Consider the following 24,471-nt stretch of genomic DNA (forward strand, 5'->3'; position numbering starts at 1 on the left):
GTTTTTGTTTTTTCATTGGTTTCCTCTACATCTCGGGTGGCACCCCCCGCCCCCCCCCCCCCCCCCCCCCCCCGGGGGGGGGGGGGGGGGGGGGCCCCCGCCCCCCCCCCGCCTCCAGTCCGTCAGTCGGTTCCGCAGATCAGGCCGAGGCCGACTCCGAGATCGCGTCGCGGAGCGCGGACGCGGCGGCGGCCACGTCGTCGGCGCTGTAGATCGCGCTGCCGGCGACCGCGATGCGGGCGCCGGAGGCCTGCACCGACCCGATGGTGTCGGTGGTGATGCCACCGGCGACCGAGAACGGGACGCCCGAGGCTTCGCCGTCGCGGAGGAGCGTCTCGAAGGTGAAGCCCTCCTCGGCCTGCTCGTCGAGACCGGCGTGCATCTCGACGAACTCGGCGCCGAGCGCGACGACCTCCTTCGCACGGGCGGCCTTGTCCGGCACGCCGATCAGGTCGACGACGATGCCCTTGCCGTGTGCCTTGGCGGCCTTGACGGCGCCGGCGATGGTCGAGTCACCCGCGACACCGAGCACGGTGACGAGGTCGGCGCCGGCCTTGAAGGCGATGTCGGCCTCGAGCTCGCCGGCGTCCATCGTCTTGAGGTCGGCGAACACGACCTTGTCCGGGTGCGCCTCCTTGATGGCGGTGATCGCGGAGAGGCCGGCGCTCTTGATGAGCGGGGTGCCGAGCTCGATGACGTCGACGTACGGCGCGGCCTTGCCGGCGAGGTCGAGGGCGGCCTCGGTGGTCAGGGTGTCCATGGCGAACTGGAGCTGCATGGTGGTGTCCTTCCGGTGGTGGGTCATTCGAGGTTGGCGTGGCGGGGCCACAGGTCGTCGGCCGAGTGCCCGCTGCGCTGCCAGAGGGCGTGGAACAGGGCGTCCCCGAGCAGCGCGACGCCCTGCTCGAAGAGACCGCCCGCGTACTGCGCCGAGGCGGTGCCGGAGCGGTCCGTCTTCGTGGCGGCGGGCAGGACGAGCGTGGTGTCGGCGACCTCGGACAGCGGGGACTGGTCCGTCGTGCTCACGGCGAGCACCCGTGCGCCGACGTCGGCCGCGGTGCGTGCTGCCTGCACGATGCCGCCGGTGGTGCCCGAACCACTCGCGACGAGGAGCAGGTCGCCCTGCCGGATCGCCGGGGTCGTGACCTCGCCGACGACGTGCACGTCGAGGCCGAGGTGCATGAGGCGCATCGCGGTCATCCGCAGCGCGAGTCCGGAGCGCCCGGCGCCGTGGACGAACACCCGGTCGGCGTCGGCGAGCAGGTCGAGTGCGCGCTCGGCGGGGGCCTGGTCGGCTGCGCGGACCGTGGCGATCAGGTCCTGGAGCTCGCCGCCGATCAGGTCGAGGGCGTCTCCCACGGTGGTGTTGGCCATGACGACGATCGTGCTCGCCCTCGCCTGGGTGCGCCGCTGCCCGCCCAGGCGGTCCCCCCACCCGATCGGACGGGACCGTCCGTCCGGGTGGGACGGGTAGGTTCGTGCCCCGTGGGAACCGACGAGCACGCACACGGCAGCCGGATCGCGGCGTCCGAGCACGCCCGGACCGTCGCGGAACAGGCCGACCGGCACGCGCTGACGCTCGAGTCGGTCCTCGCCGCGCTCCGCTCGACCCGCCTGTCCGACGCCGCCGCACGCGCCGAGGCCGTCGAGATCGCCTCCGCGGCGCTGGTCGAACTGCGGACGGTCACCGACCGCCAGCGGAGCACCCTGCTCGAACCGGTCGCCGGCGCGTTCTCGCGGCTCCGAGCCGACCTGCGCCCGCTCGTCCGGTTCGGCGACCTCGACGTGCAGTTCGTGGAGCCTCCGGCGACGGGCCGGGCGCTCCCCGGAGACGTCGCCCACAGCGCCCGCGCCATCGTCCGCACGGCCGTGCTCGCCCTGGTCGACGACGGGGTGGCCCGACGCGTCCGGATCCAGTGGGACTGCGACGGACGGAACCTGCTCATGCAGCTGCGCGACGACGGCGGCGGCACCCTCGACACCCACGACGACGCCGTGCGCCCGATCGCCGAGCGGGTCGTCGCCCTCGACGGGACCATGCACGTGGACTCCACGCCCGGGTGGGGCTCGACGCTCGACATCTCGCTCCCCCTCGACCCGGCACCCGGGGCCGTCGACGTGCCCGAGGACACCGGGCTCACCGAGCGGGAGCGCGACGTCCTGCGGCTGGTCGTGACCGGTGTCGGGAACCGGGAGATCGCCGAGGGGCTGGGGATCAGCCCGAACACGGTGAAGTACCACGTGGCGAACCTGCTCCGGAAGCACGGTGCCCGGACCCGGGCGGAGCTCGCCGCGCTCGGCGCCCGCCCCTGAGCACTGCCCGCTGGCGTCGGGCGTGCCGGACGCCGTCGAACCACGGATCCGACACCGAACCAGCACCCCGCCCTGGTTCGACGTCGGGATCGCGGTTCGACGCGGTCCCGCACAACGGGAAGCACCTCGCGCCACGTGGTTCCATGGCGCGACGTGCTCCCCGTTGTGCAGCGCGGAGCGCGGAGCGGCGCGCTACGCTGCCCCGATGACAGCGGGGGCGACGGTCGGTGCTGACGAACGGTCGGGGTAGACGCGACCGGGCTGGGTCGCGCTCTACTGGGTGACCGTGGGGCTCGGCGTCCTCGGCGGTGCCGGCTCGTGGCTGTGGCTGTTCCTGGCATCGGAGGAGGCCACCCGCGGCGCGACCCCCGACGGATCGGGAGCGAACCCCGGCATCCCCCTCGGACTCGTCGGTCTCGTCGTCGGCCACGTGGTGGGGTTCCTCCTGCTGCTGATGGCCGCGCAGCTCGCTCGCCACCGGACGGCGTCGGCGGCGCGGTTCGCGGTCCTCGGGCTCGTGATCGGCTCCGGGGTCGGGCTCGCGTGCTCGCTCGCACTCACCGGCGGTGCGCTCGTCGTGCCGTGGCCGGACGCCCCGTACACCCCCTGACGAGCGCGCACCGGCTCGACGTCGGGATCGTGGTTCGACGCGGTCGCGCACAACGGGAAGCACTTCGCACCACGTCATTGCACGGCGCGATGTGCCCCCCGTTGTGCAGCGGGCAGCGGGCAGCGGGCAGCCGCCGCCCCAGCCCCCGCGTCAGGCGTCCGGCGCGAGCACCTGGAACATGACGTGGTCGCGCCACTCCCCCGCGATGCGGATGTACCGCGGCGCGAAGCCGTACCGCTCGAACCCGTTGCGCGCGAGCGCCCGCTGCGAGGCCGCGTTCTCCGGCAGGGTCTCCGCCTGCACCCGGTGCAGCCCGAGCTCCCGGAACGCGTGGCGCACGGCGAGACCCACCGCCCGCGTCGCGTGCCCCTGGCGCACCCGGTCCGCACGGACCCAGTAGCCGAGCGCGCAGGACTGCAGGGCACCGCGGGTCACACCGCTCAGGGTGATCCGGCCGAGCAGCTCGTCGTCGTCGCCGACGATCACGAACGGCACGCTCCCGCCGTTCTGTGCGGCCGCGAGCAGCGAGCCGATCGTCGCGCGCTGACCGGCCTCGGTGAAGTAGGACTCCGGTCGCGTGGGCTCCCACGGCCGCAGGTGGTCGGCGCTCGCGCTGACGACCGCGGCGAGCTCGGCGGCGTCCGCGAGCTCGACCAGGCGGATGCGGGTCCCGGCGCTCATCGTGCGGAGGGTGTGGGATTCGAACCCACGAGACATCGCTGCCCACCTGTTTTCAAGACAGGCTCCATCGGCCACTCGGACAACCCTCCGTGACGCGACCACGTGGCGAGACGTGACCGCGTCCCGGGAAGTCTACCGGGCCTCCTGGCCGTCAGCGCGGGAGCGTGTCGAGGGCGGCCGCCAGGCCGTCGTCGGTGACCCCGCCGGTGAGCTCGTTGCCGGCCTCGACCACGTCGTCCGGTGCCTGCCCCATGACGACGCCGCGGCCGGAGGTCGACGCCCAGCGCAGCATGTCGATGTCGTTGCGCCCGTCTCCGGCCGCGAGCACGCGGGACCGCGGGATGTCGAGCCACTCGCGGACGCGCTCCATCGCGGTGGCCTTCGTCACGCCCTCGGGAGCGATGTCGAGCCACGAGGTCCAGCCGACCGAGTACGACACCTTCGACAGGCCCATGCGCTCGACGACCTGCAGGAAGTCCTCGGTGTCGTGGCCGGGCGAGATGACGACCACACGGGTGGCCTCGGTGCCGAGCAGCTGCTCGAACTCCACGTGCTCGCCGGCGACGGTCATGGTGTCGTCGGGGAAGTTCCCGGAGAGCAGGAAGTGGCCGGTCTCGTCCTCGACGCCGAAGGCAGCGTTCGCCAGGGCACCGTGGATGACCTGCAGGACGTCGCTCGGGTCGAAGCGCTCGACGTGGACGCGCTCGTACGACCCGTCCTCGCGGCGGGCCAGCGTGAGCGCGCCGTTCGCGCAGACGACGTACTTCGAGCGGATGCCGAGCCGCTCCAGGAGCGGGATCGTCATCGACTCGCTGCGGCCGGTGGAGAGCATGACCTCGTGCCCGGCGGCCTCGGCGTCCTGCACCGCGGCGATCACGGTGTCGGTGATGACGCCGTCCTCGCGCATGGTCGTGCCGTCGACGTCGAGCGCGACGAGCCACCGCTTCGTCCGCGCCGGCACAGCAGCCGTGTCGGCCGCAGCAGCGCCGGACGCAGCAGTGCCGGTCGCAGCAGTCCCGGTCGCAGCAGTCCCGGTCGCCGACGACCCGCCCTGCGCCGACCCGTCGACGAACCGCTCGTGCGCGCTCATCGGGGCTCGATCACCTCGACGCCGCCCAGGTACGGACGGAGCACCTCGGGCACCACCACCGACCCGTCGGCCTGCTGGTGGGTCTCGAGGATCGCGACGATCCACCGGGTGGTCGCGAGCGTGCCGTTCAGGGTGGCGACCGGCGCCGTCTTGCCGGTCTCCGTCCGGTACCGGGTGTCGAGACGGCGGGCCTGGAACGTCGTGCAGTTCGAGGTCGAGGTGAGCTCGCGGAACGTGCCCTGCGTCGGGACCCACGCCTCGATGTCGTACTTCCGCGCGGCACTCGTGCCGAGGTCCCCGCCGGCGACGTCGATGACGCGGTAGTGCAGACCGAGGTCCTGCATCATCGACTCCTGCATCGCGACGAGGCGCTGGTGCTCCGCCTCGGCCTGCTCGGGCAGCACGTACGCAAACATCTCGAGCTTGTTGAACTGGTGCACGCGGAGGATGCCGCGGTTGTCCTTGCCCGCCGAACCGGCCTCGCGCCGGTAGCAGGTCGACCAGCCGGCGTAGCGGATGCCCTCGCCCGACTCCGGGAACGACAGGATCTCGTCGGCGTGGAACCCGGCGAGGGCGACCTCGCTCGTGCCGGTGAGGTACAGGTCGTCGGCCTCGAGCCGGTAGACCTCGGCCGCGTGCTCGCCGAGGAAGCCGGTGCCGGCCATCGTCTCCGGACGCACGAGCGTCGGGGTGATGAGCGGCTCGAAGCCGTGCTCGATCGCGCGGTCGAGGCCGAGGTTCATGAGCGCGATCTCGAGCCGCGCGCCGAGACCCCGCAGGAAGTAGAAGCGCGACCCGGAGACCTTCACGCCGCGCGGGATGTCGATGATGCCGAGGTGCTCGCCGAGGTCGGCGTGGTCCTTCGGCTCGAAGTCGAACTCGGGCTTCGAGCCGACCGTGCGGAGCGTGACGAAGTCGTCCTCGCCGCCCTTCGGCACGTCCGGCAACACCACGTTCGGGATCGAGCGGACGACACGGTCGAACGCCTCCTCCGCCGAGGTGACCTCGGCCTGGGCGTCCTTCACCTTCGCGGCGAGGGCCTGCGCCTGCTGCACGAGGGCGGCCTTCTCGTCCTTCGGGGCCTTCGCGACGGTCTTGCCGAAGGCGTTCTGCTCCGCCCGGAGGGCCTCGAACGCGGTGATCGCGCCGCGCCGGGCGGTGTCCGCGGCGACCGCGTCGTCGACGACGGACACGGAGGCGCCGCGCGCCTCCTGCGAGGCCTTGATGACGTCCGGGTGGTCGCGCAGGAGCTGGAGATCGATCACCGGATCATCCTAGAGGGACCGTGTGACCACCGGACGGGAGGCCCGTGGCGGGCCCGCCACGGGCCTCCCGTCCGTCAGTCGGTGACGTCGACGGGCGGATGGTCGCGCAGGGCGGCGACCATCCCGCGGAGCAGACGGAACGCCGCTGCGCGTCCCGCCTCGTCGAGGTCCCGGGTCATCCGCAGCTCGACCGCGCGGACGGCGGCACTCGCCTGCTCGCGCTGCCGTCGGCCGGCGTCGGTGAGGGTCGTCGGCAGGACACGGCCCGAGGTCGGGGTGGCCGGACGGCTGACGATGCCGTCGCGTTCGAGCTGCTGCAGGAGCGTGTTCATCGACTGCCGGGTCACGAAGGTGCCCCGGGCCAGCTCGGAGTTGGACAGACCGGGACGCTGCGCGAGGAGTTCCAGGCACGAGTAGTGCGTGATCGTCATGCCGAGCGGGCGGAGGGCGTCCTCCATCGCGAGCCGCAGGGCGCTCGCTGCCTCCTTCAGGACGTAGCCGACCGAGCTGTCGAGGTCGATCCGCTCTTGACGCATGTCAGGAGTCTGACACATACTGCTCATGTCAGGAAGCTGACATCAATAGAAGGAGCACACCATGCCCGCCACCGGGATCGACTTCACCTCGCTGCAGGTCCGCGACCTCGACGTCTCGCAGGCGTTCTACGAGCGGTACCTCGGACTCGTCCGCTCCCCCGCCGGCCCGCCGCACGCCGTCGTCTTCCAGACCGAGCCGATCGCGTTCGCGCTCCGCGACCTCGTGCCGGGGACCGACCTGACCGCCGGGCAGCCGGCGCTCGGCGTCGCGCTCTGGTTCCACGCGACCGACGTCCAGGCGGTCCACGACGCACTCGTGGCGGACGGCCACACGATCGTCACCGAGCCGTTCGACGGGCCCTTCGGCCGCACGTTCACGTTCGCCGATCCGGACGGCTACCCGGTGACGCTGCACGACCGGCGCTGAGGGGCGTCCCTTCGCAGGCGCACATCGGTAACGTCAGCGGCATGTCGACCCCATCGGAGACCGCGCCCGCGGACCAGGACGCCCTCCCGACCGAGCAACGGACGGCCGCCGTCGTCTACAACCCGGTCAAGGTGCACCTGGAGACCCTGAAGAGCACCGTCGCGAAGCACGAGCAGGAGGCCGGCTGGGCCGAGACGCTCTGGTTCGAGACCTCGGAGGAGGACCCGGGCGGCGGGATGGCGAAGGCCGCGCTCGAGGCCGGGGCCGACGTCGTCGCCGCGGCCGGTGGCGACGGCACCGTCCGCGCGGTCGCCGAGGTCGTGCACGGCTCCGGCGCCACGCTCGCCCTGCTGCCGAGCGGCACGGGCAACCTGCTCGCCCGCAACATCCCCGCGCCGATCGACGACCTCGGCGCGAGCGTCCGGACGATCTTCCGCGGCGAGGACCGGGCGATCGACTTCGGTGAGCTCGAGATCGAGCGTGCGGGCGGCGACCGCGAGCAGCACGGCTTCCTCGTGATGGCCGGTCTCGGGCTCGACGCCCGCATGCTGGCGAACACCAAGCCGGAGCTCAAGAAGAAGGTCGGCTGGCTCGCCTACGTCGACTCACTGGTCCGGTCCCTCCGCGACGCCGACGCGTTCGAGTTCAAGTACAAGCTCGACGGTGAGAGCAACCAGTCCGTCCGCGCGCACTCCCTGATCGTCGGCAACTGCGGCATGCTGCAGGCCGGTGCGACCCTGCTGCCCGACGCCGAGATCGACGACGGCGTGTTCGACATCGTCGTGATGCGGCCGCGCGGCTTCTTCGGCTGGGTCCGCATCGCCGCCCGCATGCTCTGGGAGAACGCGATCCTGCGCTCGTTCCGCCGCTCGAAGATGGGCCAGACCGCGGTCGGCAAGCGCATCACCACCGCCGCCCGCGAGGAACGCCCGCTGCGCTACATCCGCGGCCAGGAGTTCGTCGCACGCCTGGAGCGGCCGGACGAGTTCGAGATCGACGGCGACCCCGTGGGCGAGGTCGTCGCGTTCAAGGCACGGATCGACGCCGGAGGCCTGACCGTGCGCGTCGCCGGTCCCGACGACCAGACGCGGGCGACGCGCCGGGTCGAGGCCGAGCACAGCTGAGCCGTCCCTTCCTCGCAACACGCAACGAAGGCGGTTCCTCGCAGCGTCATCCCGCTGCGAGGCACCGCCTTCCTTGCGTCCCGTGGCAGCTGCGCCCAGCGACCGGCCACCGTCAGGCCGGGTCGGGCTCGCCGGAGACGATGGCGCGGAGCCAGTCGCGCGCCTCGACGAACGCCTCGTCCGAGTAGCGCGCGGAGACCTCGGGGCGGAAGCCGTCGGCCCGCGGGTACGAGCCGAGGAACGTCACGCGCGGGCTGAAGCGCCGGAGGCCCAGCAGCGCGTCGGCCACCCGCTCGTCCCGCACGTGCCCGTCGAGGTCGATGACGAACCGGTAGCGGCCGAGCTCGTCGCCGATCGGGCGCGACGACAGCAGCCCCATGTTGATGCCCCGGGTCGCGAACTGCTCGAGCATGTCGACCAGGGCGCCCGGGTGTTCGCTCGGCAGCTCGACGATGACGCTCGTCTTGTCCGCGCCCGTGCGCTCCGGGATCGCGAGCGTGCGGGACACGAGCACGAAGCGGGTCACGGCCGAGGCGTTGTCCCCGATCGACGACGCGAGCACCGCCAGGTCGTGGTGGTCGGTGATGCCCGGCGGTGCCACCGCGGCATCGGCGACGGGGTGCTCGTCGAGGAGCGCGGTCGCGGCCGCGACGTTCGACGATGCCGGGATGTGCCCGTGCCCGCGGAGGTTCCGCTCGAGCCACCGGTGCGTCTGCGCGTACGCCACGGGGTGGGCGTTCACGGTCCGGACGTCGGCGAGCGCGGTGCCGTGCCGGGCGACCAGCACGAAGTCCACCGGCACGAGGTACTCGCCCACGATCCGCACGCCGGGGATCCGGGCGAGGGCGTCCTGGGTCGCGCTGACCCCGCCGTCGACGCTGTTCTCGATCGCGATGACCGCACCGACCGAGCGGCCGCTCACGACGTCGTCGAGCGCCTCGCCGACGTTGTTGACGCTGCGCCACGGCTTGCCGGCCGCCGCCTCGACGAGCTTGAGCGCCGCCTCGGTGAAGGTGCCGGCGGGTCCGAGGTAGGAGTACGTGTCGGACGGCGTGGCACGGTCGGTCATGCGCCGAGCCTACTGGTGTACCAGCGCTCCACCCGGTGCGGGTCGGAAGCGCACGAGCATGGTGTCCGAGTCACCGTTCCGCCCGACGGTCCGGAAGCCGACGCGCTCGTAGAGGATGCGCGCGCCGGTGTTGCCGTCCTCGACGCTGAGGCTCACGCCGGGCCACCCCGCCGTCCGCCCCGCGGCGAGCAGACGGGTCAGCAGCGCCGTGCCGATCCCGCGACCCCGCCCGCGCGGTTCGACGGCGAGCGTCAGCTCCGGGACGTCCTCGGACACGAAGCCGTAGCCCGGGTCGTCGGCGGACAGGAAGCGCACCCAGGCGACCCCGACCGGTCCGTCGCCGTCCACCGCGACGACGCCGTGGTCGCGCGACGGGTCGAAGTCGGCGGAGTAGTGGGCGAAGTCCGGACGGTCGAGCTCGGCGTCGGTGAAGGTCGGCGCCTGCCAGTTCATCGCGGCGAGTGTCGCGTGCCGCAGCAGCGCGGTGTCGTCGGCGGTCACCTCGCGGAACAGCACCCCCGTCGGGCCCGCCGCGGCACCGCCCGCCGGCCCGGCACCCGCGGCCCCGGCCTCCGCACCCGTCAGCCGCGCCTCGCACAGCGCCGGGTCGTCCTCCTCCCGCGGGTAGGTGAGCGCGGCGAAGCGCCCCTCGGGGTCGAGTCGCTCGAGCAGCGCACGGGTGATGCCGTCGAGCTGGCCGACCTGGTCGTCGTCGAGCGCGTCGATGACGAAGCGGCGTGCGGTGCGGACGTGGTCCGGGGCCGCGGCGACGATGGCGTCGTACCCGGCGTCCGTCAGCCGGACGTCGGTGGCGCGGCGGTCGTCGACGGACGGGCAGCGCGTGACGAGCCCGCGCTTCTCGAGGCGCGACACCACGTGCGACAGCCGCGGCAGCGACGCGTTCGTGGCAGCGGCGAGCGCCGACATCCGCAGGGTCCGGCCGTCCGTCTCGGACAGCATGGCGACCACCATGTAGTCGAAGTGCGTCAGGTCGGCGTCGCGCTGCAGCTGCTGGTCGAGCGCCGCGGGCAGGAGCTCCATGACGGCGACGAGCTTCATCCACGCCCGCAGTTGGTCGCGGGTGAGCCACGGCGTCTCGTCGGTCATGCGCCCATGCTACCCATTGGTTGTCGCTGCAACCAGTGGTCGTGGGGACCGCCGGGCGCGGACGACACCGACGACGAGGGCGACGACCACCACGGCGAGCAGCACCCCCTCGACCACGAGCAGTCGCGTCGTGTAGTCGAACGGCAGCACGGTGGGGTTCTTCTGCCCGTGGTGCTTGGCGGCGATCTCGGGCAGGACGACGAGCGCGAGCACGCTCCCGAGCACCACGGCGGCCTGCACGACGACCAGGACACCCACGCCGAGCCGCCGCCCCGCCCGGCGCAGCAGGAGCCCGACGGCGACGACGAACGGCGAGAGCACCGCGTCGTGCAGCACGACCGCGGCGAGCAGCCACGTCGCCAGCCCCCCGATGCGGTTCGGTCGGACGGTCGTGACGAGCACGTACGCACCGAACGCCATGACGAGCACGCCCAGCACGACGAGCACGATCCTCGTGGCCCTCACCGGATCACCTCGATCTTCCCGATCCACTTCGTCTGCAGCACGCCGGGCCGACCGGGTGCGATCACCCGGGCGGGGAACCCGTGGTCCAGGTCGAGCGTCTGCCCGTTCACCTCGAGCGCCAGGAGCGTCGTCGGGTCGGCGACGTACTCCGCACCCATCTCGGTCACGCGGTAGCCGCCGCTCTGCTCGAGGCTCGTGATCCGCACCGGCGTCTCCGGCTCCGCCTGCACCGAGGCGAGCAGGTCGCGCATCCGGACGCCCCGCCACGAGGCCGTCTGGCTCCACCCCTCGACGCACGAGATCGGCAGGTCGGCGGTCGCGGTCCCGAGGGCGACGAGCTCGGCGCGCGAGAACGTCCGCGTGACGTCCTTCCCGACGACGGTGAGCGTCCAGTCGGCGGCGGTGGCGGTCGCGAGGACCCCGGCGGCGCGCGCGGTCCGGTTCACCGGGAGGGTCTGGGGACCGACGTGCCGCTGGCGCGCCCCGAACACGTTGAGCGGTTCGAGCAGCCGGTTCGACTGCCCCGCGGTCAGGGCGACGACCCCGACGGTCGCGGCGGTGACGGCCGCCACGAACCCGCGTCGGGCGATCCGCTGGCGCGGCCCGCTGGTCGCGGGGTCCGCCTGCCCCGGCCGGGAGGCACGCCCCGCCCCCGCCCCGCCGGTACCGTCCGCGACCCTCGGCTCCGCGGACGGATCCGCGGTCTCGGGACCGCGAAACTGTCCGTCAGCCCGAGTCTCGGGAGCGCCCGCCGGCGCAGCCGGCGCAGCCGGGCCGTCCACCCACCGGAGCAGGCGGCCGGTCAGGCCACGGGGGTACGAGCCGGCCGTCTGCGCGGCCGCGGCGCGCTCGCCCACCGCGGGGCGGGCCTCCCGGCCGTCCGGCAGCAGCTCGCTGCCCACCGTCGGGTCCGCGACGAACCGCCCCTCGGCGTCGTACGCGTCCCGCGCTCGCCAGTAGCGCGTGATCACGGGCAGCTTCGACGCGATGTGCACGACGAGCGACCCGATGATGACGTACGCCATCGCGTTGTGGGTCTGCCGGAACGGGAACGGGAACGGGTACCACTGGTACGTGTTGAGCAGCCCGGTGCCGACCTGCACGATCGAGGCCGACACGAGCACGGCGATCGACAGCCGCTCGAGCAGGTGGAGCACCCCGCGCACGGGCGGGACCTGCGCCAGCGCGGGCATGACGACGTTCAGCTTCGCGAGCAGCAGCGGGATGATCGCGATGCCCGCGGTGATGTGCAGGCCCTGTGTGAACTGGTACAGCTGCGCCGGACGCGTCGGGAAGCGCATCCCGGGCAGCGGGTCCTGCAGGAGGTGGCTGTAGACGCCGGTGCCGAAGCAGACGACGAACGCGATGCCGAGCAGCCGACCCCAGACGACGGCCGACCGGGCGTTCCGGTTCGGGGACGCCATGGTCGCCCGTGCGTCCAGCAGGACCCGTCGCACGATCGGTAGCCTCGGGGAACCATGAGCAGACGACCGCGCGCCGCCTCCGTCCCGACGACCGCGGTCGTGTCGACCGTCCTGTCCGTCGTCGGCGTGGTGGCGCTGGCGGGCGTCATCGCCTTCGGCATCACGCATCTGGGGTTCCTCCGTGCCGGTCATCGTGCACCATTCGTTGCCTGGACGCTGATCGCTTGGGCGGTCTTCGCCGGGGCGGTCGTCGCGCTGCGCTTCGTGCCCCGTGGGTGGACGACCCGGATCGTCCTGGGCGGTGCGGTCGTGGTCGGGATCGCGGCGCTCGTCGGTCCGCCGAACACCAGCACCGACTCTGCCCGGTACGCCTGGGACGGGATCGTACAGCACGCCGGTACATCACCGTACGCATACACACCGCAGTCGAACGCGCTCGCCGACCTGCGCCCGGACTGGCTCTTCCCGGACAAGATCGACGGCACGTGCAAGCCCCTCGAACCGCGGATGCGCGGCCTCGGCGACGGCGCCGACGGGCACTGCGTGGCGATCAACCGGCCCGACGTCGTCACCATCTACCCGCCGATGGCGCAGCTGTGGTTCGCCGGGGTGCGGGCGTTCGTGCCCGCGACCGCCCAGTACATGCCGTTCCAGGTCGCCGGGCTCCTCGTGTCGCTCGGCGTCACCGTCGGCCTGGTGATGGTGCTCCGCCGCATCGGCCGTCCGACCTGGTGGGCCGCGCTCTGGGCGTGGTCGCCCCTGGTCGCCTCCGAGGCGGTCACGAACTCGCACGTCGACGTCGTCGGTGCCGCACTCGCCACCGCGGGCGTCGTGCTCGTCGCCTTCGGCCGGCCGGTGTGGGGCGGGATCGCACTCGGTGCGGCGACCGCGACGAAGCTCATCCCCGCGATCGTGTACCCACCCCTCCTGAACCGGTGGCGGCACTGGTGGGCGGTCCCGGTCGGCATCGGCGTCTTCGCCCTGCTCTACGTCCCCTACGTGATCACCACCGGCCCGAAGGTGCTCGGGTACCTGCCCGGGTACCTGTCCGAGGAGGGCTACGAGGACGGCTCCCGGTTCGCCCTCGTGTCGTCCGTCGTCCCGGGCGACGCGGCGACCGTCGTCGTCGGGCTGATCGTGCTCCTCGCCGCCCTGGTGTCCTGGCGCCTGGCCGACCCGGCCCGTCCGTGGTCCGCCGAGGTGTTGATGATCGGCGTGACGTTCCTCGCCGTCACCCCGCGCTACCCCTGGTACGCGCTGCTGCTCATCCCGTTCGTGGTGCTCTCCGGCCGCTGGGAGTGGATGGCCCTGAACCTCGCGATCGCCCTGCGCGGGGTGTGGCCGTCGGCGCCCGCCTTCCGCTGGTGGCTCCTGGCCGCGGTGCTCGTCATCCTCGTGGTCACGCTCGTCCGCACCCGCCGCGACGACTGGCTCCGGTGGGGACGGCGACTCGACCCCCGCGGGTGGCGGTCCGTGGACCCCCGCAGCCGCGACCGCGTCGACGCGGGGTAGCATCACCGGGATGACGGCGCGGATCCTGCCCTCGACCGGCCTGCTGCGCCGGGTGCGCAGCGAGTCGCCGGCCCTGCCTCCCCGACCCGGGGACGACCCCGGGCTGGTCGACCGGTTCGCCCGTCGCGCCGTCGACCTGCGCGTGTCGCTCACCGAGCGCTGCAACCTCCGCTGCACCTACTGCATGCCGGCCGAGGGCCTCCCGGTGATCCCCTCGGACGCGCTCATGACCGCCGCCGAGATCGAGCGGCTGGTCGGCCTCGCCGCGGACACGCTCGGCGTCCGGAAGGTCCGCTTCACCGGCGGCGAGCCCCTCCTGCGCGCCGACCTGGTCGACATCGTCCGCCGCTGCTCCGCGCACGACGTCGAGCTGTCGATCACCACGAACGCGATCGGCCTGGCGAACCGGGCACAGGCCCTGGCGGACGCCGGTCTCCGCCGCGTGAACGTCTCGCTCGACACCGTCGACCCGGACGTCTTCGCCGAGGTCACCCGCCGCCCGTTCCTCGACCGCGTGCTCGAGGGCATCGCCGCGGCGGCGGACGCGGGCCTCGGGGTGAAGGTGAACGCCGTCCTGCTCCGCGGGATCAACGACCACCTGGCGGTCGACCTGCTCGCCTGGTGCCTCGAGCGCGGCCACGAGCTCCGCTTCATCGAGCAGATGCCGCTCGACCCCGGCCACGCCTGGGACGGCGCCACCATGGTCACGGCCGAGGAGACCCGCGCCGTGCTCGGCGAGCGCTTCCGGCTCGAGCCGGACGAGGCACCGCGGGACGGCGCCCCGGCCGAGCGCTACCGCGTCAGCACCCTCGACGGCACGCTGCTCGGCACCGTCGGCATCATCGCGAGCATCACCGAGTCGTTCTGCGCCGACTGCACCCGCACGCGCCTGACGGCGGAGGGGCACGTGCGCTCCTGCCTGTTCTCGGACGACGAGGTCGACCTGCTCGGACCCCTGCGCGCCGGCGCGGACGACGACGTCCTGCTCGAGACCTGGCGGCGGGCGATGTGGGCGAAGCCCCGCGACCACGGCGACGACGCGGACGGCATCGTGCACCCCGCCCGCGGCATGAGCGCGATCGGAGGATGACGGTGACGACGATGCGGTTCTTCGCGGCGGCCCGTGCGGCCGTCGGACAGGACGAGGTCACGGTCGACGCCGCGACCCTCGACGACGCCCTGCAGCGCGTCCCGGCGACGGACACCGACCGGTGGACGGCCCTGCAGGAGCGGTGCTCCTACCTGGTGGACGGCGTGACCACCCGTGACCGCTCGACGCCGCTGGCGGGCGTCGCGACCGTCGACGTCATGCCGCCCTTCGCCGGGGGCTAGGTCGTCGCACCGGCGGGCTCGTAGACGCTGACCTCGTCCGCGTCGACCGCGATGCGCACCGGCAGGCCGGGCGCGAGTCCGACGCCGGCAGCGGTCGCGACGGTCACGTCCACCACGAGGTCGCCGGCGCGCACCCGGACGAGGCCGTCCCGCGGCTCGACCACGGTCACGACGCGCGCCAGCCCGGCACCGTCACGGCTGATCACGGCGGCCGTCGGGTGGAGTGCGGCGACGGCTGCCCGGCCGGGAGGCACGGTGTGCGCCGCGGAGGGCAGCTCGCCCCCGCCGTCGGGCGCGATCCCGGTCGCGGTGGCGGTCCCCGGGACGAGCACCAGACCCGAGAAGGACGCCGAGAACGGCGTGCGCGGTCGTCGGAGGACGGTGTCGGTGGGGCCCTCCTCGACGACGCCGCCGTCCTGCAGCACGACGATGCGGTCGGCGAGCGCGACGGCCTCGAGGGGGTCGTGCGTGACCAGGAGCGTCGGTCGGCCGGACCGCGCGGTGCGGAGGGCGTCGCGGACCTCGGCGCGGGCGTCGACGTCGAGCGCCGTGGTCGGTTCGTCGAGGAGCAGGAGCGCCGGGTCGGTGGCGAGCGCCCGGGCGACGGCGACGCGCTGGGCCTGACCGCCGGACAGCGTGTCCGGCGACCGGTCGGCCAGACCGGACGCACCGACGGCGGCGAGGGCCGCGGCGGACCGGAGTCGCGCCTCCCGGCCGCTCGCACCCGTGGCCCGCGGACCGAAGGCGACGTTGCCGGCGACCGACCGGTGCGCGAACAGGTCGGGGCGCTGCGCGACCAGGCCGACGCGTCGGCGGTGCGTGGGCACGGTGGTGAGGTCGCGGCCGGCCAGCACGACGCTGCCGTCGCGGGTGCCGAGGAGCCCCGCGAGGGCCTCGACCACCGTCGACTTGCCGGCCCCGTTCGGGCCGACCAGGGCGACGCACTCTGCCGGGCCGATGGTCAGGCGGACGTCGACGCCCCGTGACGGCACGACGACGTGGGCGTCGAGGCCGCCCGTGCCCCCGCTCACGCGATCACCGGCCGGTTCCGCAGGGTGGTCGTGCCGATGACGACGAGGGCGACCACGACCAGCACGAGCGCGAGCGCGACCGCTGTGTCCGGGTCGACCTCGCGCTGCAGGTACACCTCGAGCGGGAGCGTGCGCGTGACGCCCTCCAGGCTGCCGGCGAAGGTGAGCGTGGCACCGAACTCCCCGAGGGCGCGCGCACCGCAGAGCACCAGGCCCGAGGTGATCCCGGGGAGCACGCGCGGTGTCGTCACGGTGAGGAAGGTCCGTGTCGGACCGGCACCGAGCGTCGCGGCGACCCGTTCGGCACGTCCCCCGCCGGTGCGGAGCGCCCCCTCGATCGACGACACCAGGAAGGGCATCGAGACGAACACCTGCGCCATCACGACCGCCGTGGTCGTGAAGGCGATGCGCAGGCCGTGCTCGTCGAGGAACGCCCCGAGCACGCCGAGCCGTCCGAAGGCCGCCAGGAGCGCGAGTCCCCCGACGACCGGCGGGAGCACGAGCGGCAGCAGGACGAGGGCACGGAGCACGCCCACCCAGCGGGAGGTCGACCGGGCGAAGAGCACGGCGAGCGGGTAGCCGAGGACGAACGACACCCCGGTCGCGGCGGCGGCGGTGCCGAGGCTCAGCCCGAGCGCGGTGGTCGAGGCGGGCGAGGTCACGAGCGCGACGAAGGACGACCAGTCGACGCGGCCGACCATGGCGAGCACGGGCACGACGACGAACAGGCCGCCGACCACGGCCGGCACGGGCAGCCACCACGGCACCGGGGTGCGCGGGGTCGGGGTCCGCCGGGTCGAGGTGCCCCGGGTCGGGGTGCGCCGTGGCGTGAACGGGGCGGGCATCGTCAGGGGGCGCCGAACCCCGCGTCGGCGAGGACCTTCCGCCCGGCGTCGGAGCGGACGTACGCCGCGAAGGACGTCGCGAGCTCCGGGTTCGTCGACTCCTTGAGCACGCCGATCGGGTACGTGTTCACGGCCTTCGCGGACTCGGCGAAGGGGACGCCGTCGACCCCGCCGCCGGCCCCCTCGACGTCGGTGACGTACACCAGGCCGGCGTCCGCCTCGCCCGACTCGACCTTGCCGAGCACGTCGGTCACGGACTGCTCCTCGCTCACCGGGCGGAGTTCGACACCGGCGGCCTGCTCGACCTCCGCCGTGGCCGCACCGCACGGCACGGGGGCCGCGCACGTCACGACCTGCACGCCGCTCGCGGTCAGGTCCCGCAGCCCGCGGATGTGTTCCGGGTTGCCCGGTGCGACCGCGATCTCGAGCGTGTTCGTGGCGAAGTCCCGCGGCCACCCGCTGGCGAGGTCCGTCGTCGAGAGCTTCGCCATGTTCGCCTCGTCCGCGGACGCGAACACGTCGGCGGGTGCGCCGTTCGTGATCTGGGAGACGAGGTCGCTCGAGCCCGCGAACGAGAACCGGACCGTCGTGCCCGCGTGGTCCTGCTCGTACTGCTTCCCGAGCTCCGTGAAGGTGCGCTGGAGCGACGCCGCCGCGAACACGGTGATCGTGCCGGTCGGCGCGGCACCGGACGCGCTGCTGTTCGGCGACGCGCTGCTGCTCGGCGAACCGTTGCCGGTCGCGGCCGTTCCTCCGGAGGGCGATCCGGCCGAGCAGGCGGCGAGCGTCAGACCCACGGTCACGACGAGGGCGAGGGTTGCGGAACGCAGCAGCGGCTTCACGTGCTCATCGTAGCCGCACCTGCGGTCACTGCTCCGTCGGGAGCCCCTCACGCCGCCAGGCGCTGATCCCCCCGTCGAGCACGACGACCGGGGCGGCCCCGCTCGGGCGTGCGGCAGCGGCGGTCCGGGCCCATGCGGTGGCGCGGACACCCGACGCGCAGACGACGACGAGCTCGGCGCTGCCGTCCCCCGCGTCGAGCGCGTCCGGGGTGCGGGACCCCGGCACGACACCGGTCGCGCGTTCCTCGTCGGTGCGGACGTCGACGAGGACCACGCGGTCGCCGTCCTCCCGCATCCGCCGCGCGAGCTCCGCCGGGGCGATCCGGGGCGGTTCGGCGAGGGTCGGCAGCGCGGGACGCACCGATCCCGGTCCGCGCCGCAGCGGACTCTCGGTCCACCGCCACCGGCGCGCGTCCACCGTGAGCACCCGGCCGAGCAGCGGCTCGCCCAGGCCGGCGACGAGCGCGGTCACCTGGGCCGCCATCACCGATCCGACCGCCCCGCAGAGCGCGGGCAGCACACCGTCCGCGGCGCAGGAGCCCTCGTCGGGCAGCGCCTCGGGGTGCAGGTCGTGGAAGTCCACCGGCTCCGCGGCCACGTCGTGGAAGACCGAGACCTGCCCGTCGTAGCCGAGCGCCGTCCCCCACACGAACGGCACCCCCGCGGCGGCGCAGGCGTCCGACACGGCGCGGGTGACCTCGACGCTGTCCGCCGCGTCGACCACGACGTCGTGCCCGGCGACGTGCTCGGGCCGGAAGCGTTCGGCCAGCGCGACGACCTCGACGACCGGGTCGACGCCGCGGACCCGCTCGGCGGCGCAGACGGCCTTCTGCCGACCGACGTCGGCGGCCGAGAAGAGGGTCTGCCGCGCGAGGTTGGAGGTGTCGACGACGTCGTGGTCGACGATCGTGACGCGACCGAGTCCCGCGCCGGCCAGGTAGGTCAGCACGGGCGCCCCGAGTCCGCCGGCGCCGACGACGAGCACCCGTGCCGCGGCGAGGGCGTCGAGGGCGCGCTGCCCGGCACCGTCGAGCGCGGCCGTGCGGGAGGTCGTGCGGCGACGGGCGTCGAGCGACGCCTGGTCGGGAGCGTCGGCGGTCACTTCGCGCGCTCGGGCGAATCGGGGACCTCGACCGTCACCATGGTGGCCTTGACCGACGCCACCGCGACCGAGCCGACCTCGAGCCCGAGGTCCCGGACCGCCTCGGCCGTCATGAGCGACACCACCCGGTTCGGACCGGCCTGCAGCTCGACCTGGGCGACGACCCCCTCGACGACCAGGTCGGTGACGATGCCGACGAAGCGGTTCCGCGCCGAGCTGCGGACGCCGGAGGGGTCGTCGAGCCCGCTGTCGCGCCCGCGGACGTACGCTGCCAGGTCCCGTCCCTCGACCACGGTCCGGCCGGCGGGGTCCTCGGCGCGAGGCAGGGTGCCGGCCTCCACCAGTCGCCGGACGGTGTCGTCGCTGACGCCGAGGTACCGAGCGGCGTCGCGGATGCGGAGTGTCGTCATGGTGTCCGTGACCCTACGGCATCGCGAACTCTCACGGAGGACCCGCTCGGCACGGGGCACCCGCCCAGCCCCGGGCGGTACCGTCGCGGGCGTGACTGCACCCCAGACCGGGACGATCCGTGTCCCCGCCTCGGCCGGCGCGACGCCGGTCCGCACCCGCCTCCGGTCCGCGTCCGCCGCGGCCCGGATCGCCGCCGTGCGGACGCCGGAGCTCACGATCGGCGCGCTCGGCGTGGTCACGGGTGCCCTCTTCGCCTGGGTCCCCTCGCTCTGGTACGACGAGGCCGCCACGGTCACGAGCGCGCAGCGGAGCTGGCCCCAGCTGTGGGCCGAGCTCCACACCGTCGACGCGGTGCACGGTCTGTACTACGCGCTGATCCACGCCTGGTTCTGGCTCGTGGGGTACACGCCGTTCACCCTCCGCTTCCCGAGCGCCCTGGCGATCGGCGTCGCGGCCGGACTGGTCGTCGCCCTCGGTCGGCGCCTCGGCGGGCGTCGGCTGGGGATCACCGCCGGGCTCGTGTTCCTGGCGTTGCCCCGCGTGCAGTGGGCCGGGTCCGAGGGCCGTCCCTACGCCACGATCACCACGCTGGCCGTCTGCCTGACCCTCGTCGGGATCACGGCCGTCCGGCGGACCCGGGCGGGTACCGGCCGACGCTGGTGGGTCGCGTACGGGGCGCTCGCCGTGCTGTCGGTCACGTTCAACGTGTACCTCTCGCTGGCGGTCGTCGCGCACGCGGTGACCCTCGGCTGGACGCTCCTGGCGCAGCGGTCGCGGGCGGACGGACGGGTTCCGGTCCTCCCGCGCGCCGTGCTCGTCCGCTGGGTGGTCGCCGCCGGCGCCGCAGCCGTGGTGGTCTCCCCGCTCGTGCTCGTCGTCGCCTCGCAGTCGAAGCAGGTCGGGTGGATCACCGGCATCAGCGAGCGGACCTTCCCCCAGGTGTTCGCCACGTCGTGGTTCGGCGGCATCGACTCCTACGCCGCCGTCGCGTGGGCACTGCTCGTCACCGGGTCCGTCGTGGGCCTGGCGGCCGCCCACCGTCGCTCGCCCTCGGTGCGCGCGGTCCTGCGCGCCCAGGCCGTCCGCGTCGCCCTGCCCCTCGCCCTGCTGCCGACCGCCGCGCTCGTCGGTGCCACCGCGCTCGGCGAGCACCTGTACTCGCCGAAGTACGCGTCGCTCAGCCTGCCGTTCGTCGCACTCCTCATCGCCCTCGCGATCACGCTCGTGCGGCCGCGGGCGGTCCTGGCGGCGGCACTGGCCGTGTTCCTCGTCATCAGCGTGCCGAGCGCGATCGACGTGAAGACCCCCCGCTCGAAGCAGGACTCGACGTGGGCGAACGCCGCGTCGATCATCGAGGCCGAGCGGAGCGCGACCCCGGGTGCGAACGGCGGTGTCGTCTTCGGCAGCGTCTACGGGCACCCCGGCACGACCGCCGAGATCATCCGGGTGTCCTACCCCTGGGCGTTCACCGGGCTGACCGACCTCGGGGTCCGGAAGGACGGTGCCGAGTCCGGCGTGCTGTGGAACCAGAACGGCGACCTCGCGACCACGATCCCCGCCCGCCTCGGCGACATCGACACGGTGTGGTTCGTCGGCGGGACGCCGAAGGCGCGCAACATCCAGCCCGAGACCGCCTCCGTCCTCGCCGAGAACGGGTTCCACGCGGAGCAGCACTGGAAGACCGGCCGCGTCGTCATCACGGAGTACGTCCGCGGCTGACCGCGCCACGGCCGGACCGTTGACGGCCCGGCCGGTCAGTGCACGACGCGCGCGCCGTGCACCGGGCCGGTCGCCCGGAGTGCCACGAGCCCGGCCGCGCTGAGCTCGACCTGGAGCTCCAGGGCGGCGTCGCGGTCGGCGACCAGGAACGCCACCGTCGGACCGCTGCCGGAGACGAGCCCGGCGAGGGCCCCGGCCTTCTCACCGACCTCGAGCGTGGTCGCCAGGGCTGGCTGCAGCCGCATCGCCGGTGCCTGCAGGTCGTTGTGCAGGCAGTCCGCGAGCAGGTCGGGGTCACCGGCGCGCAGGGCCTGCAGCACGTTCGCCTCGACCACCGGGGTCGTCGGCGCGGGCCGGATGTCCGCACGGTACCGCTCCCGGTGCTCGTCGAGAGCTCGGTAGACCGCCGGGGTCGAGAGCCCGGAGTCGCTCAGGGCGAGGACCCAGTGGAACTCCCCCTTCGCCAGGGCCGGGCTGAGCTCGTCGCCCCGCCCGGTGCCGACCGCGGTCCCGCCGGCGAAGGCGAACGGCACGTCGGCGCCGAGACGGGCGGCCAGCCGCAGGAGTTCGTCGCGGCCGAGCGCCGTGCCCCAGAGCGTGTCGCAGGCGAGCAGGGTCGCGGCGGCGTCGGCGGATCCCCCGCCCATGCCGCCGGCGACGGGCACCTGCTTGTCGATCGTGAGCCGGACGCCACCCCGGTGCCCAGCGGCCTCGGCCACCAGCCGGGCGGCCCGGATCGCGAGGTTCGAGCCGTCCGTCGGCACCGCGCTCGTGTCGATCGGCCCGGTGAAGCGCACCGAGAAGTCGTCGGCCGGCTCGGCGGTGACGTCCTCGTACAGGGACACCGCCTGGTAGGCGGTGGCGACGTCGTGGTAGCCGTCGTCCTGCAGCGCGCCGACCGACAGGTACACGTTGATCTTGCCGGGAGCGCGCACCCGCACGCGGGTCGGTGCGGCCAGCGAGGTCATGCTCCCAACCTATCCTCCCCACGGCCGGGTCCTCCCCGCGACGGGTCCGCGCCGGGTCAGGCGCCCGACCGTGCGGCGGCCGCGAACCCCCGGGCGAGGTCGGCGAGGATGTCGTCGACGTGCTCGAGGCCGATCGACAGGCGGATGAGCCCCTCGCCGACGCCGGCCGCGGCACGCTCCTCCGGGGTCATCTGCACGTGCGTCGTCGACGCGGGGTGCACGACGAGGGACCGCACGTCGCCGAGGTTCGACACGTGGTCGAACAGCTCGAGCGCCGCGACGAAGCGCCGACCGGCCTCGACGCCGCCGGCCAGGTCGAACGCGAGCACCGCCGACGGGCCCTTCGGCACGTACCGCTGCTGCAGGTGGTGCCACGGCGAGGACGGCAGCCCCGCGTAGTGCACGTGCTGGACCTGCTCGTGGGCGTCGAGCCACGTCGCCACCGTCGCGGCGTTCGACACGTGCCGGTCCATGCGGAGCGACAGGGTCTGGATGCCCTGCAGCACCAGGAAGGCGTTGAACGGCGCGATCGCGGGACCGAGGTCGGCGGAGAGCTTCGAGCGGGTGCGCTGGATGAACGCGCGCCGACCGAACTTCGCGGCGAAGTCGGTGCCGGCGAACCCGGAGTGCTCGACGCTCGTCAGCTGCGGGTACTTCTCCGGGTGCGCGGCCCAGTCGAAGTTGCCGCTGTCGACGATGACGCCCGCGATGGCGCTGCCGTGCCCGGCGAGGTACTTCGTCGCCGAGTGCACGACGATGTCCGCGCCGTGCTCGAACGGCCGGACGAGGTACGGCGTCGCGATGGTGTTGTCGACGATGAGCGGGACGCCGGCCTCGTGCGCCACACCGGCGACCCCCGCGAAGTCGAGCACGTCGCCGCGCGGGTTCGGGATCGACTCCCCGAAGAAGGCCCGCGTCTCCGGACGCACCGCGGCGCGCCACGCGTCGAGGTCGGTCGGGTCCTGCACGAACGTGAACGTGATGCCGAGGTCGCGCAGCGTCGACGCGAAGAGCGTGTAGGTCGCGCCGTACAACGACGCCGACGCCACGACGTGGTCACCGGCACGGGCGACACCGAGGACGGCGAGCGACGTCGCCGCCTGCCCGGACGCGAGCGCGAGCGCCCCGACGCCCCCCTCGAGGTCCGCGATGCGCCGCTCGAGCGCGGCCGCCGACGGGTTGTTCACGCGCGTGTACGTGTGCCCCGGGGCGTCGAGCATGAACCGCGCCGCGGCGTCCTCGCCGGACGGGTAGACGTAGGCCGCGCTCTGCGCGATCGGCGGCACGTTCGCGCCGAAGCCCGGATCGGCCTTGTAGCCCGCGCGGATCTGCCGGGTCTCGAACGCCCAGTCGTCCTCGGCGGCCATCAGGCGACCGGCTCGGCAGACTCGGACGCGCCGACGGAGGCCCCGGCGGACGGCCGCACCAGCGGGATGACCTGCTCGCCGAAACGCTCCATCTCCTCGGCCTGCGGCGAGAACTGCAGCAGGAGCGTGTCGACCCCGGCGTCCTCGAACTCCCGGATGCGGTCGGCGACCTGCTGCGGCGTGCCGACGAACCCGGGGCGCAGACCGCGGTTCGACACCGAGTAGTCCTCGAGCGACGGCACGTGCTCGAGCTGCGACTTCGAGATGAAGTCCTGGTACGACTCGTACGCCTTGCCGTGCCGGACGTCGGTGATGCGGGCCAGCTCGGCCTGCGCCTCCTCCTCCGTCTCACGGACGATCACGTACGCGGCCATGCCGAAGGCCTCGAAGGGGGCGGCGCCGGCGTCCTCACGACGGCGCTTCATCTCGTCGATCTTCGTGCGGAGCTCGTCGACCGTGCCGCCGTGCGTCAGGTACGCGTCGGCGAAGCGGGTGATCGAGCTCTTGCCCGCCTCGCTCTCGCCGCCAGCGTAGATGCGCGGCGTGACGCGCGGCTTCGGCTCGAGGTGCGTGTTCTGCACGTCGTAGTACTCGCCCGTGAACGAGAACGGCGTCTCGGACCACAGGCCCTTGAGGATCGCGACGAACTCCTCGGTCCGCGCGTAGCGGTCGTCGTGCTCGGAGAAGATGCCGCCGTACTGACGGGCCTCCTCCGCCCACCACGCGCTCACCACGTTGAAGGTGAACCGACCACAGGAGATCTCGTCGATCGTCGCGGCCTGCTTCGCCGTCACCGCCGGCAGGTGGTAGCCCGGACGCATCGCGGCCATGATCTCGAGCCGCTCGGTCGTCGCGGCCAGCGCGGCCGCGAGCGCCCACGCCTCGAGGCTCGGCGCGGCCGTCCCCTTGATGTCGTTGAGGTTGAGCTCCGGCACGAGCGTCAGGTCGAAGCCGATCCGCTCGGCACGCTGCGCCAGCCGCTTCACGTAGTCGAAGGTGACGGGCATGTCCTCGTCCTCGACGTTGCGCAGCCAGCCGCCGAAGAGCGGGGTCCAGTATCCGAATCGCACGAGTGGTTCCTCAGGTGTGTCGTGACGGCCGGGAGGCGCGGGGCGGGGCCGCCCCCCCCCCCCCCGCCGGGGGGGGGGGGGGGGGGCGCGGCGCCCCCCCCCCCCCCCCGTCCCCGCCGGTACGCGGGGGCGCCCCGCGCACAAATCGGAAGAGCGGCGGG

At 73.7% G+C, this 24,471-nt stretch carries 26 protein-coding genes and 1 tRNA gene; 8 read left to right on the forward strand and 19 right to left on the reverse strand.

Annotation, left to right across the window (positions count from 1 at the left end):
• Positions 1-139: 139 nt before the first annotated feature.
• Together hxlA and hxlB are read right to left on the reverse strand one after the other, a co-directional pair.
• Entirely contained in the window at positions 140-778 is a 639-nt protein-coding gene (gene hxlA, locus AB0N84_RS15730; protein WP_069713622.1) for a 3-hexulose-6-phosphate synthase, read from the reverse strand.
• A gap of 23 nt (positions 779-801) precedes the next feature.
• Positions 802-1,374, reverse strand: coding sequence for a 6-phospho-3-hexuloisomerase (gene hxlB, locus AB0N84_RS15735; protein ID WP_363548019.1), 573 nt, complete (start codon positions 1,372-1,374; stop codon positions 802-804).
• Positions 1,375-1,485: 111 nt separating this feature from the next.
• Here hxlB and AB0N84_RS15740 point away from each other — a divergent pair, with 111 nt between their 5' ends.
• Both AB0N84_RS15740 and AB0N84_RS15745 read left to right on the forward strand, forming a co-directional pair.
• Positions 1,486-2,313 carry a LuxR C-terminal-related transcriptional regulator gene (locus tag AB0N84_RS15740; RefSeq protein WP_363548022.1) on the forward strand — a complete coding sequence of 276 codons (828 nt, stop codon included), beginning with the start codon at positions 1,486-1,488 and terminating at the stop codon, positions 2,311-2,313.
• A gap of 286 nt (positions 2,314-2,599) precedes the next feature.
• Positions 2,600-2,923 (forward strand): hypothetical protein, encoded by a 324-nt coding sequence (locus AB0N84_RS15745; RefSeq protein ID WP_363548024.1) that lies wholly within the window; start codon positions 2,600-2,602, stop codon positions 2,921-2,923.
• 150 nt (positions 2,924-3,073) lie between these two features.
• On the opposite strand, the gene AB0N84_RS15750 is transcribed toward AB0N84_RS15745, so the two are convergent.
• The 5 genes from AB0N84_RS15750 to AB0N84_RS15770 form a co-directional block, all read right to left on the reverse strand.
• A complete protein-coding gene (locus AB0N84_RS15750; protein ID WP_069713609.1) occupies positions 3,074-3,604 on the reverse strand; it encodes a GNAT family protein in 531 nt (176 codons plus the stop codon).
• 4 nt (positions 3,605-3,608) lie between these two features.
• Positions 3,609-3,693, reverse strand: a tRNA-Ser gene (locus AB0N84_RS15755).
• Between the two features lie 62 nt (positions 3,694-3,755).
• Entirely contained in the window at positions 3,756-4,694 is a 939-nt protein-coding gene (locus AB0N84_RS15760) for an HAD family hydrolase (RefSeq protein ID WP_363548027.1), read from the reverse strand.
• On the reverse strand, positions 4,691-5,959 hold the full coding sequence (serS, locus tag AB0N84_RS15765) for a serine--tRNA ligase (protein WP_363548030.1): 1,269 nt from the start codon (positions 5,957-5,959) through the stop codon (positions 4,691-4,693). Before serS ends, AB0N84_RS15760 begins: the two co-directional genes overlap by 4 nt.
• A gap of 74 nt (positions 5,960-6,033) precedes the next feature.
• Complete coding sequence (locus AB0N84_RS15770; protein WP_363548033.1) at positions 6,034-6,495, reverse strand: MarR family transcriptional regulator; 462 nt, start codon at positions 6,493-6,495, stop codon at positions 6,034-6,036.
• A gap of 61 nt (positions 6,496-6,556) precedes the next feature.
• Here AB0N84_RS15770 and AB0N84_RS15775 point away from each other — a divergent pair, with 61 nt between their 5' ends.
• Together AB0N84_RS15775 and AB0N84_RS15780 are read left to right on the forward strand one after the other, a co-directional pair.
• On the forward strand, positions 6,557-6,922 hold the full coding sequence (locus AB0N84_RS15775) for a VOC family protein (protein ID WP_289459599.1): 366 nt from the start codon (positions 6,557-6,559) through the stop codon (positions 6,920-6,922).
• Positions 6,923-6,963: 41 nt separating this feature from the next.
• A complete protein-coding gene (locus AB0N84_RS15780) occupies positions 6,964-8,046 on the forward strand; it encodes a diacylglycerol kinase family protein (protein WP_363548037.1) in 1,083 nt (360 codons plus the stop codon).
• Between the two features lie 112 nt (positions 8,047-8,158).
• Here the strand turns inward: AB0N84_RS15780 and pheA are convergent, their stop codons facing one another.
• The 4 genes from pheA to AB0N84_RS15800 are packed head-to-tail and all read right to left on the reverse strand — an operon-like array spanning position 8,159 to position 12,144.
• Positions 8,159-9,115: a prephenate dehydratase gene (gene pheA / locus AB0N84_RS15785; RefSeq protein ID WP_069713436.1), complete on the reverse strand. Its 957-nt coding sequence runs from the start codon at positions 9,113-9,115 to the stop codon at positions 8,159-8,161.
• Positions 9,116-9,124: 9 nt separating this feature from the next.
• A complete protein-coding gene (locus AB0N84_RS15790; RefSeq protein WP_363548040.1) occupies positions 9,125-10,222 on the reverse strand; it encodes a bifunctional helix-turn-helix transcriptional regulator/GNAT family N-acetyltransferase in 1,098 nt (365 codons plus the stop codon).
• Between the two features lie 9 nt (positions 10,223-10,231).
• Positions 10,232-10,687, reverse strand: a complete 456-nt coding sequence (locus AB0N84_RS15795) for a hypothetical protein (RefSeq protein ID WP_363548043.1) — start codon at positions 10,685-10,687, stop codon at positions 10,232-10,234.
• A complete protein-coding gene (locus tag AB0N84_RS15800; RefSeq protein WP_289459595.1) occupies positions 10,684-12,144 on the reverse strand; it encodes a molybdopterin-dependent oxidoreductase in 1,461 nt (486 codons plus the stop codon). Before AB0N84_RS15800 ends, AB0N84_RS15795 begins: the two co-directional genes overlap by 4 nt.
• 21 nt (positions 12,145-12,165) lie before the next feature.
• On the opposite strand from AB0N84_RS15800, the gene AB0N84_RS15805 reads away from it, so the two are divergent.
• Genes AB0N84_RS15805 through AB0N84_RS15815 form a run of 3 tightly spaced genes read left to right on the forward strand, consistent with a single transcriptional unit; the run spans position 12,166 to position 14,955 of the window.
• Positions 12,166-13,623 carry a glycosyltransferase family 87 protein gene (locus tag AB0N84_RS15805; protein ID WP_363548046.1) on the forward strand — a complete coding sequence of 486 codons (1,458 nt, stop codon included), beginning with the start codon at positions 12,166-12,168 and terminating at the stop codon, positions 13,621-13,623.
• A gap of 10 nt (positions 13,624-13,633) precedes the next feature.
• A complete protein-coding gene (gene moaA / locus AB0N84_RS15810) occupies positions 13,634-14,713 on the forward strand; it encodes a GTP 3',8-cyclase MoaA (protein WP_182046989.1) in 1,080 nt (359 codons plus the stop codon).
• An 11-nt stretch (positions 14,714-14,724) separates the two neighbouring features.
• Positions 14,725-14,955, forward strand: coding sequence for a MoaD/ThiS family protein (locus AB0N84_RS15815; RefSeq protein WP_223246645.1), 231 nt, complete (start codon positions 14,725-14,727; stop codon positions 14,953-14,955).
• Here the strand turns inward: AB0N84_RS15815 and AB0N84_RS15820 are convergent.
• From AB0N84_RS15820 to AB0N84_RS15840, 5 genes are read right to left on the reverse strand one after another with little or no spacing between them, the layout of a single operon-like run.
• The gene (locus tag AB0N84_RS15820) at positions 14,952-15,986 is read right to left on the reverse strand and encodes an ABC transporter ATP-binding protein (protein ID WP_363548049.1); all 1,035 of its coding nucleotides are present in this window, start codon (positions 15,984-15,986) and stop codon (positions 14,952-14,954) included. The genes AB0N84_RS15815 and AB0N84_RS15820 overlap by 4 nt on opposite strands.
• The gene (locus AB0N84_RS15825) at positions 15,983-16,831 is read right to left on the reverse strand and encodes an ABC transporter permease (protein ID WP_363548052.1); all 849 of its coding nucleotides are present in this window, start codon (positions 16,829-16,831) and stop codon (positions 15,983-15,985) included. The genes AB0N84_RS15820 and AB0N84_RS15825 overlap by 4 nt, the downstream gene beginning before the upstream one ends.
• A gap of 2 nt (positions 16,832-16,833) precedes the next feature.
• Positions 16,834-17,673: a molybdate ABC transporter substrate-binding protein gene (gene modA, locus AB0N84_RS15830; RefSeq protein WP_363548055.1), complete on the reverse strand. Its 840-nt coding sequence runs from the start codon at positions 17,671-17,673 to the stop codon at positions 16,834-16,836.
• A 25-nt stretch (positions 17,674-17,698) separates the two neighbouring features.
• A complete protein-coding gene (locus tag AB0N84_RS15835) occupies positions 17,699-18,775 on the reverse strand; it encodes a ThiF family adenylyltransferase (protein ID WP_182046994.1) in 1,077 nt (358 codons plus the stop codon).
• Positions 18,772-19,185, reverse strand: a complete 414-nt coding sequence (locus AB0N84_RS15840) for a TOBE domain-containing protein (RefSeq protein WP_182046995.1) — start codon at positions 19,183-19,185, stop codon at positions 18,772-18,774. The genes AB0N84_RS15835 and AB0N84_RS15840 overlap by 4 nt, the downstream gene beginning before the upstream one ends.
• Before the next feature lie 91 nt (positions 19,186-19,276).
• Here AB0N84_RS15840 and AB0N84_RS15845 point away from each other — a divergent pair, with 91 nt between their 5' ends.
• On the forward strand, positions 19,277-20,905 hold the full coding sequence (locus tag AB0N84_RS15845; RefSeq protein WP_363548059.1) for a glycosyltransferase family 39 protein: 1,629 nt from the start codon (positions 19,277-19,279) through the stop codon (positions 20,903-20,905).
• A gap of 35 nt (positions 20,906-20,940) precedes the next feature.
• Here AB0N84_RS15845 and AB0N84_RS15850 read toward each other — a convergent pair whose 3' ends face one another.
• The 3 genes from AB0N84_RS15850 to AB0N84_RS15860 are packed head-to-tail and all read right to left on the reverse strand — an operon-like array spanning position 20,941 to position 24,310.
• On the reverse strand, positions 20,941-21,873 hold the full coding sequence (locus AB0N84_RS15850) for a 4-(cytidine 5'-diphospho)-2-C-methyl-D-erythritol kinase (protein ID WP_182046997.1): 933 nt from the start codon (positions 21,871-21,873) through the stop codon (positions 20,941-20,943).
• 56 nt (positions 21,874-21,929) lie between these two features.
• Positions 21,930-23,240: a PLP-dependent transferase gene (locus tag AB0N84_RS15855; RefSeq protein WP_182046998.1), complete on the reverse strand. Its 1,311-nt coding sequence runs from the start codon at positions 23,238-23,240 to the stop codon at positions 21,930-21,932.
• Positions 23,240-24,310: an LLM class flavin-dependent oxidoreductase gene (locus AB0N84_RS15860; protein WP_069713445.1), complete on the reverse strand. Its 1,071-nt coding sequence runs from the start codon at positions 24,308-24,310 to the stop codon at positions 23,240-23,242. Before AB0N84_RS15860 ends, AB0N84_RS15855 begins: the two co-directional genes overlap by 1 nt.
• Positions 24,311-24,471: the final 161 nt, after the last annotated feature.

It is taken from the genome of Curtobacterium sp. NPDC089185 (assembly GCF_040685235.1).
In the GTDB taxonomy this organism is placed as follows: Bacteria; Actinomycetota; Actinomycetes; order Actinomycetales; family Microbacteriaceae; genus Curtobacterium; species Curtobacterium citri.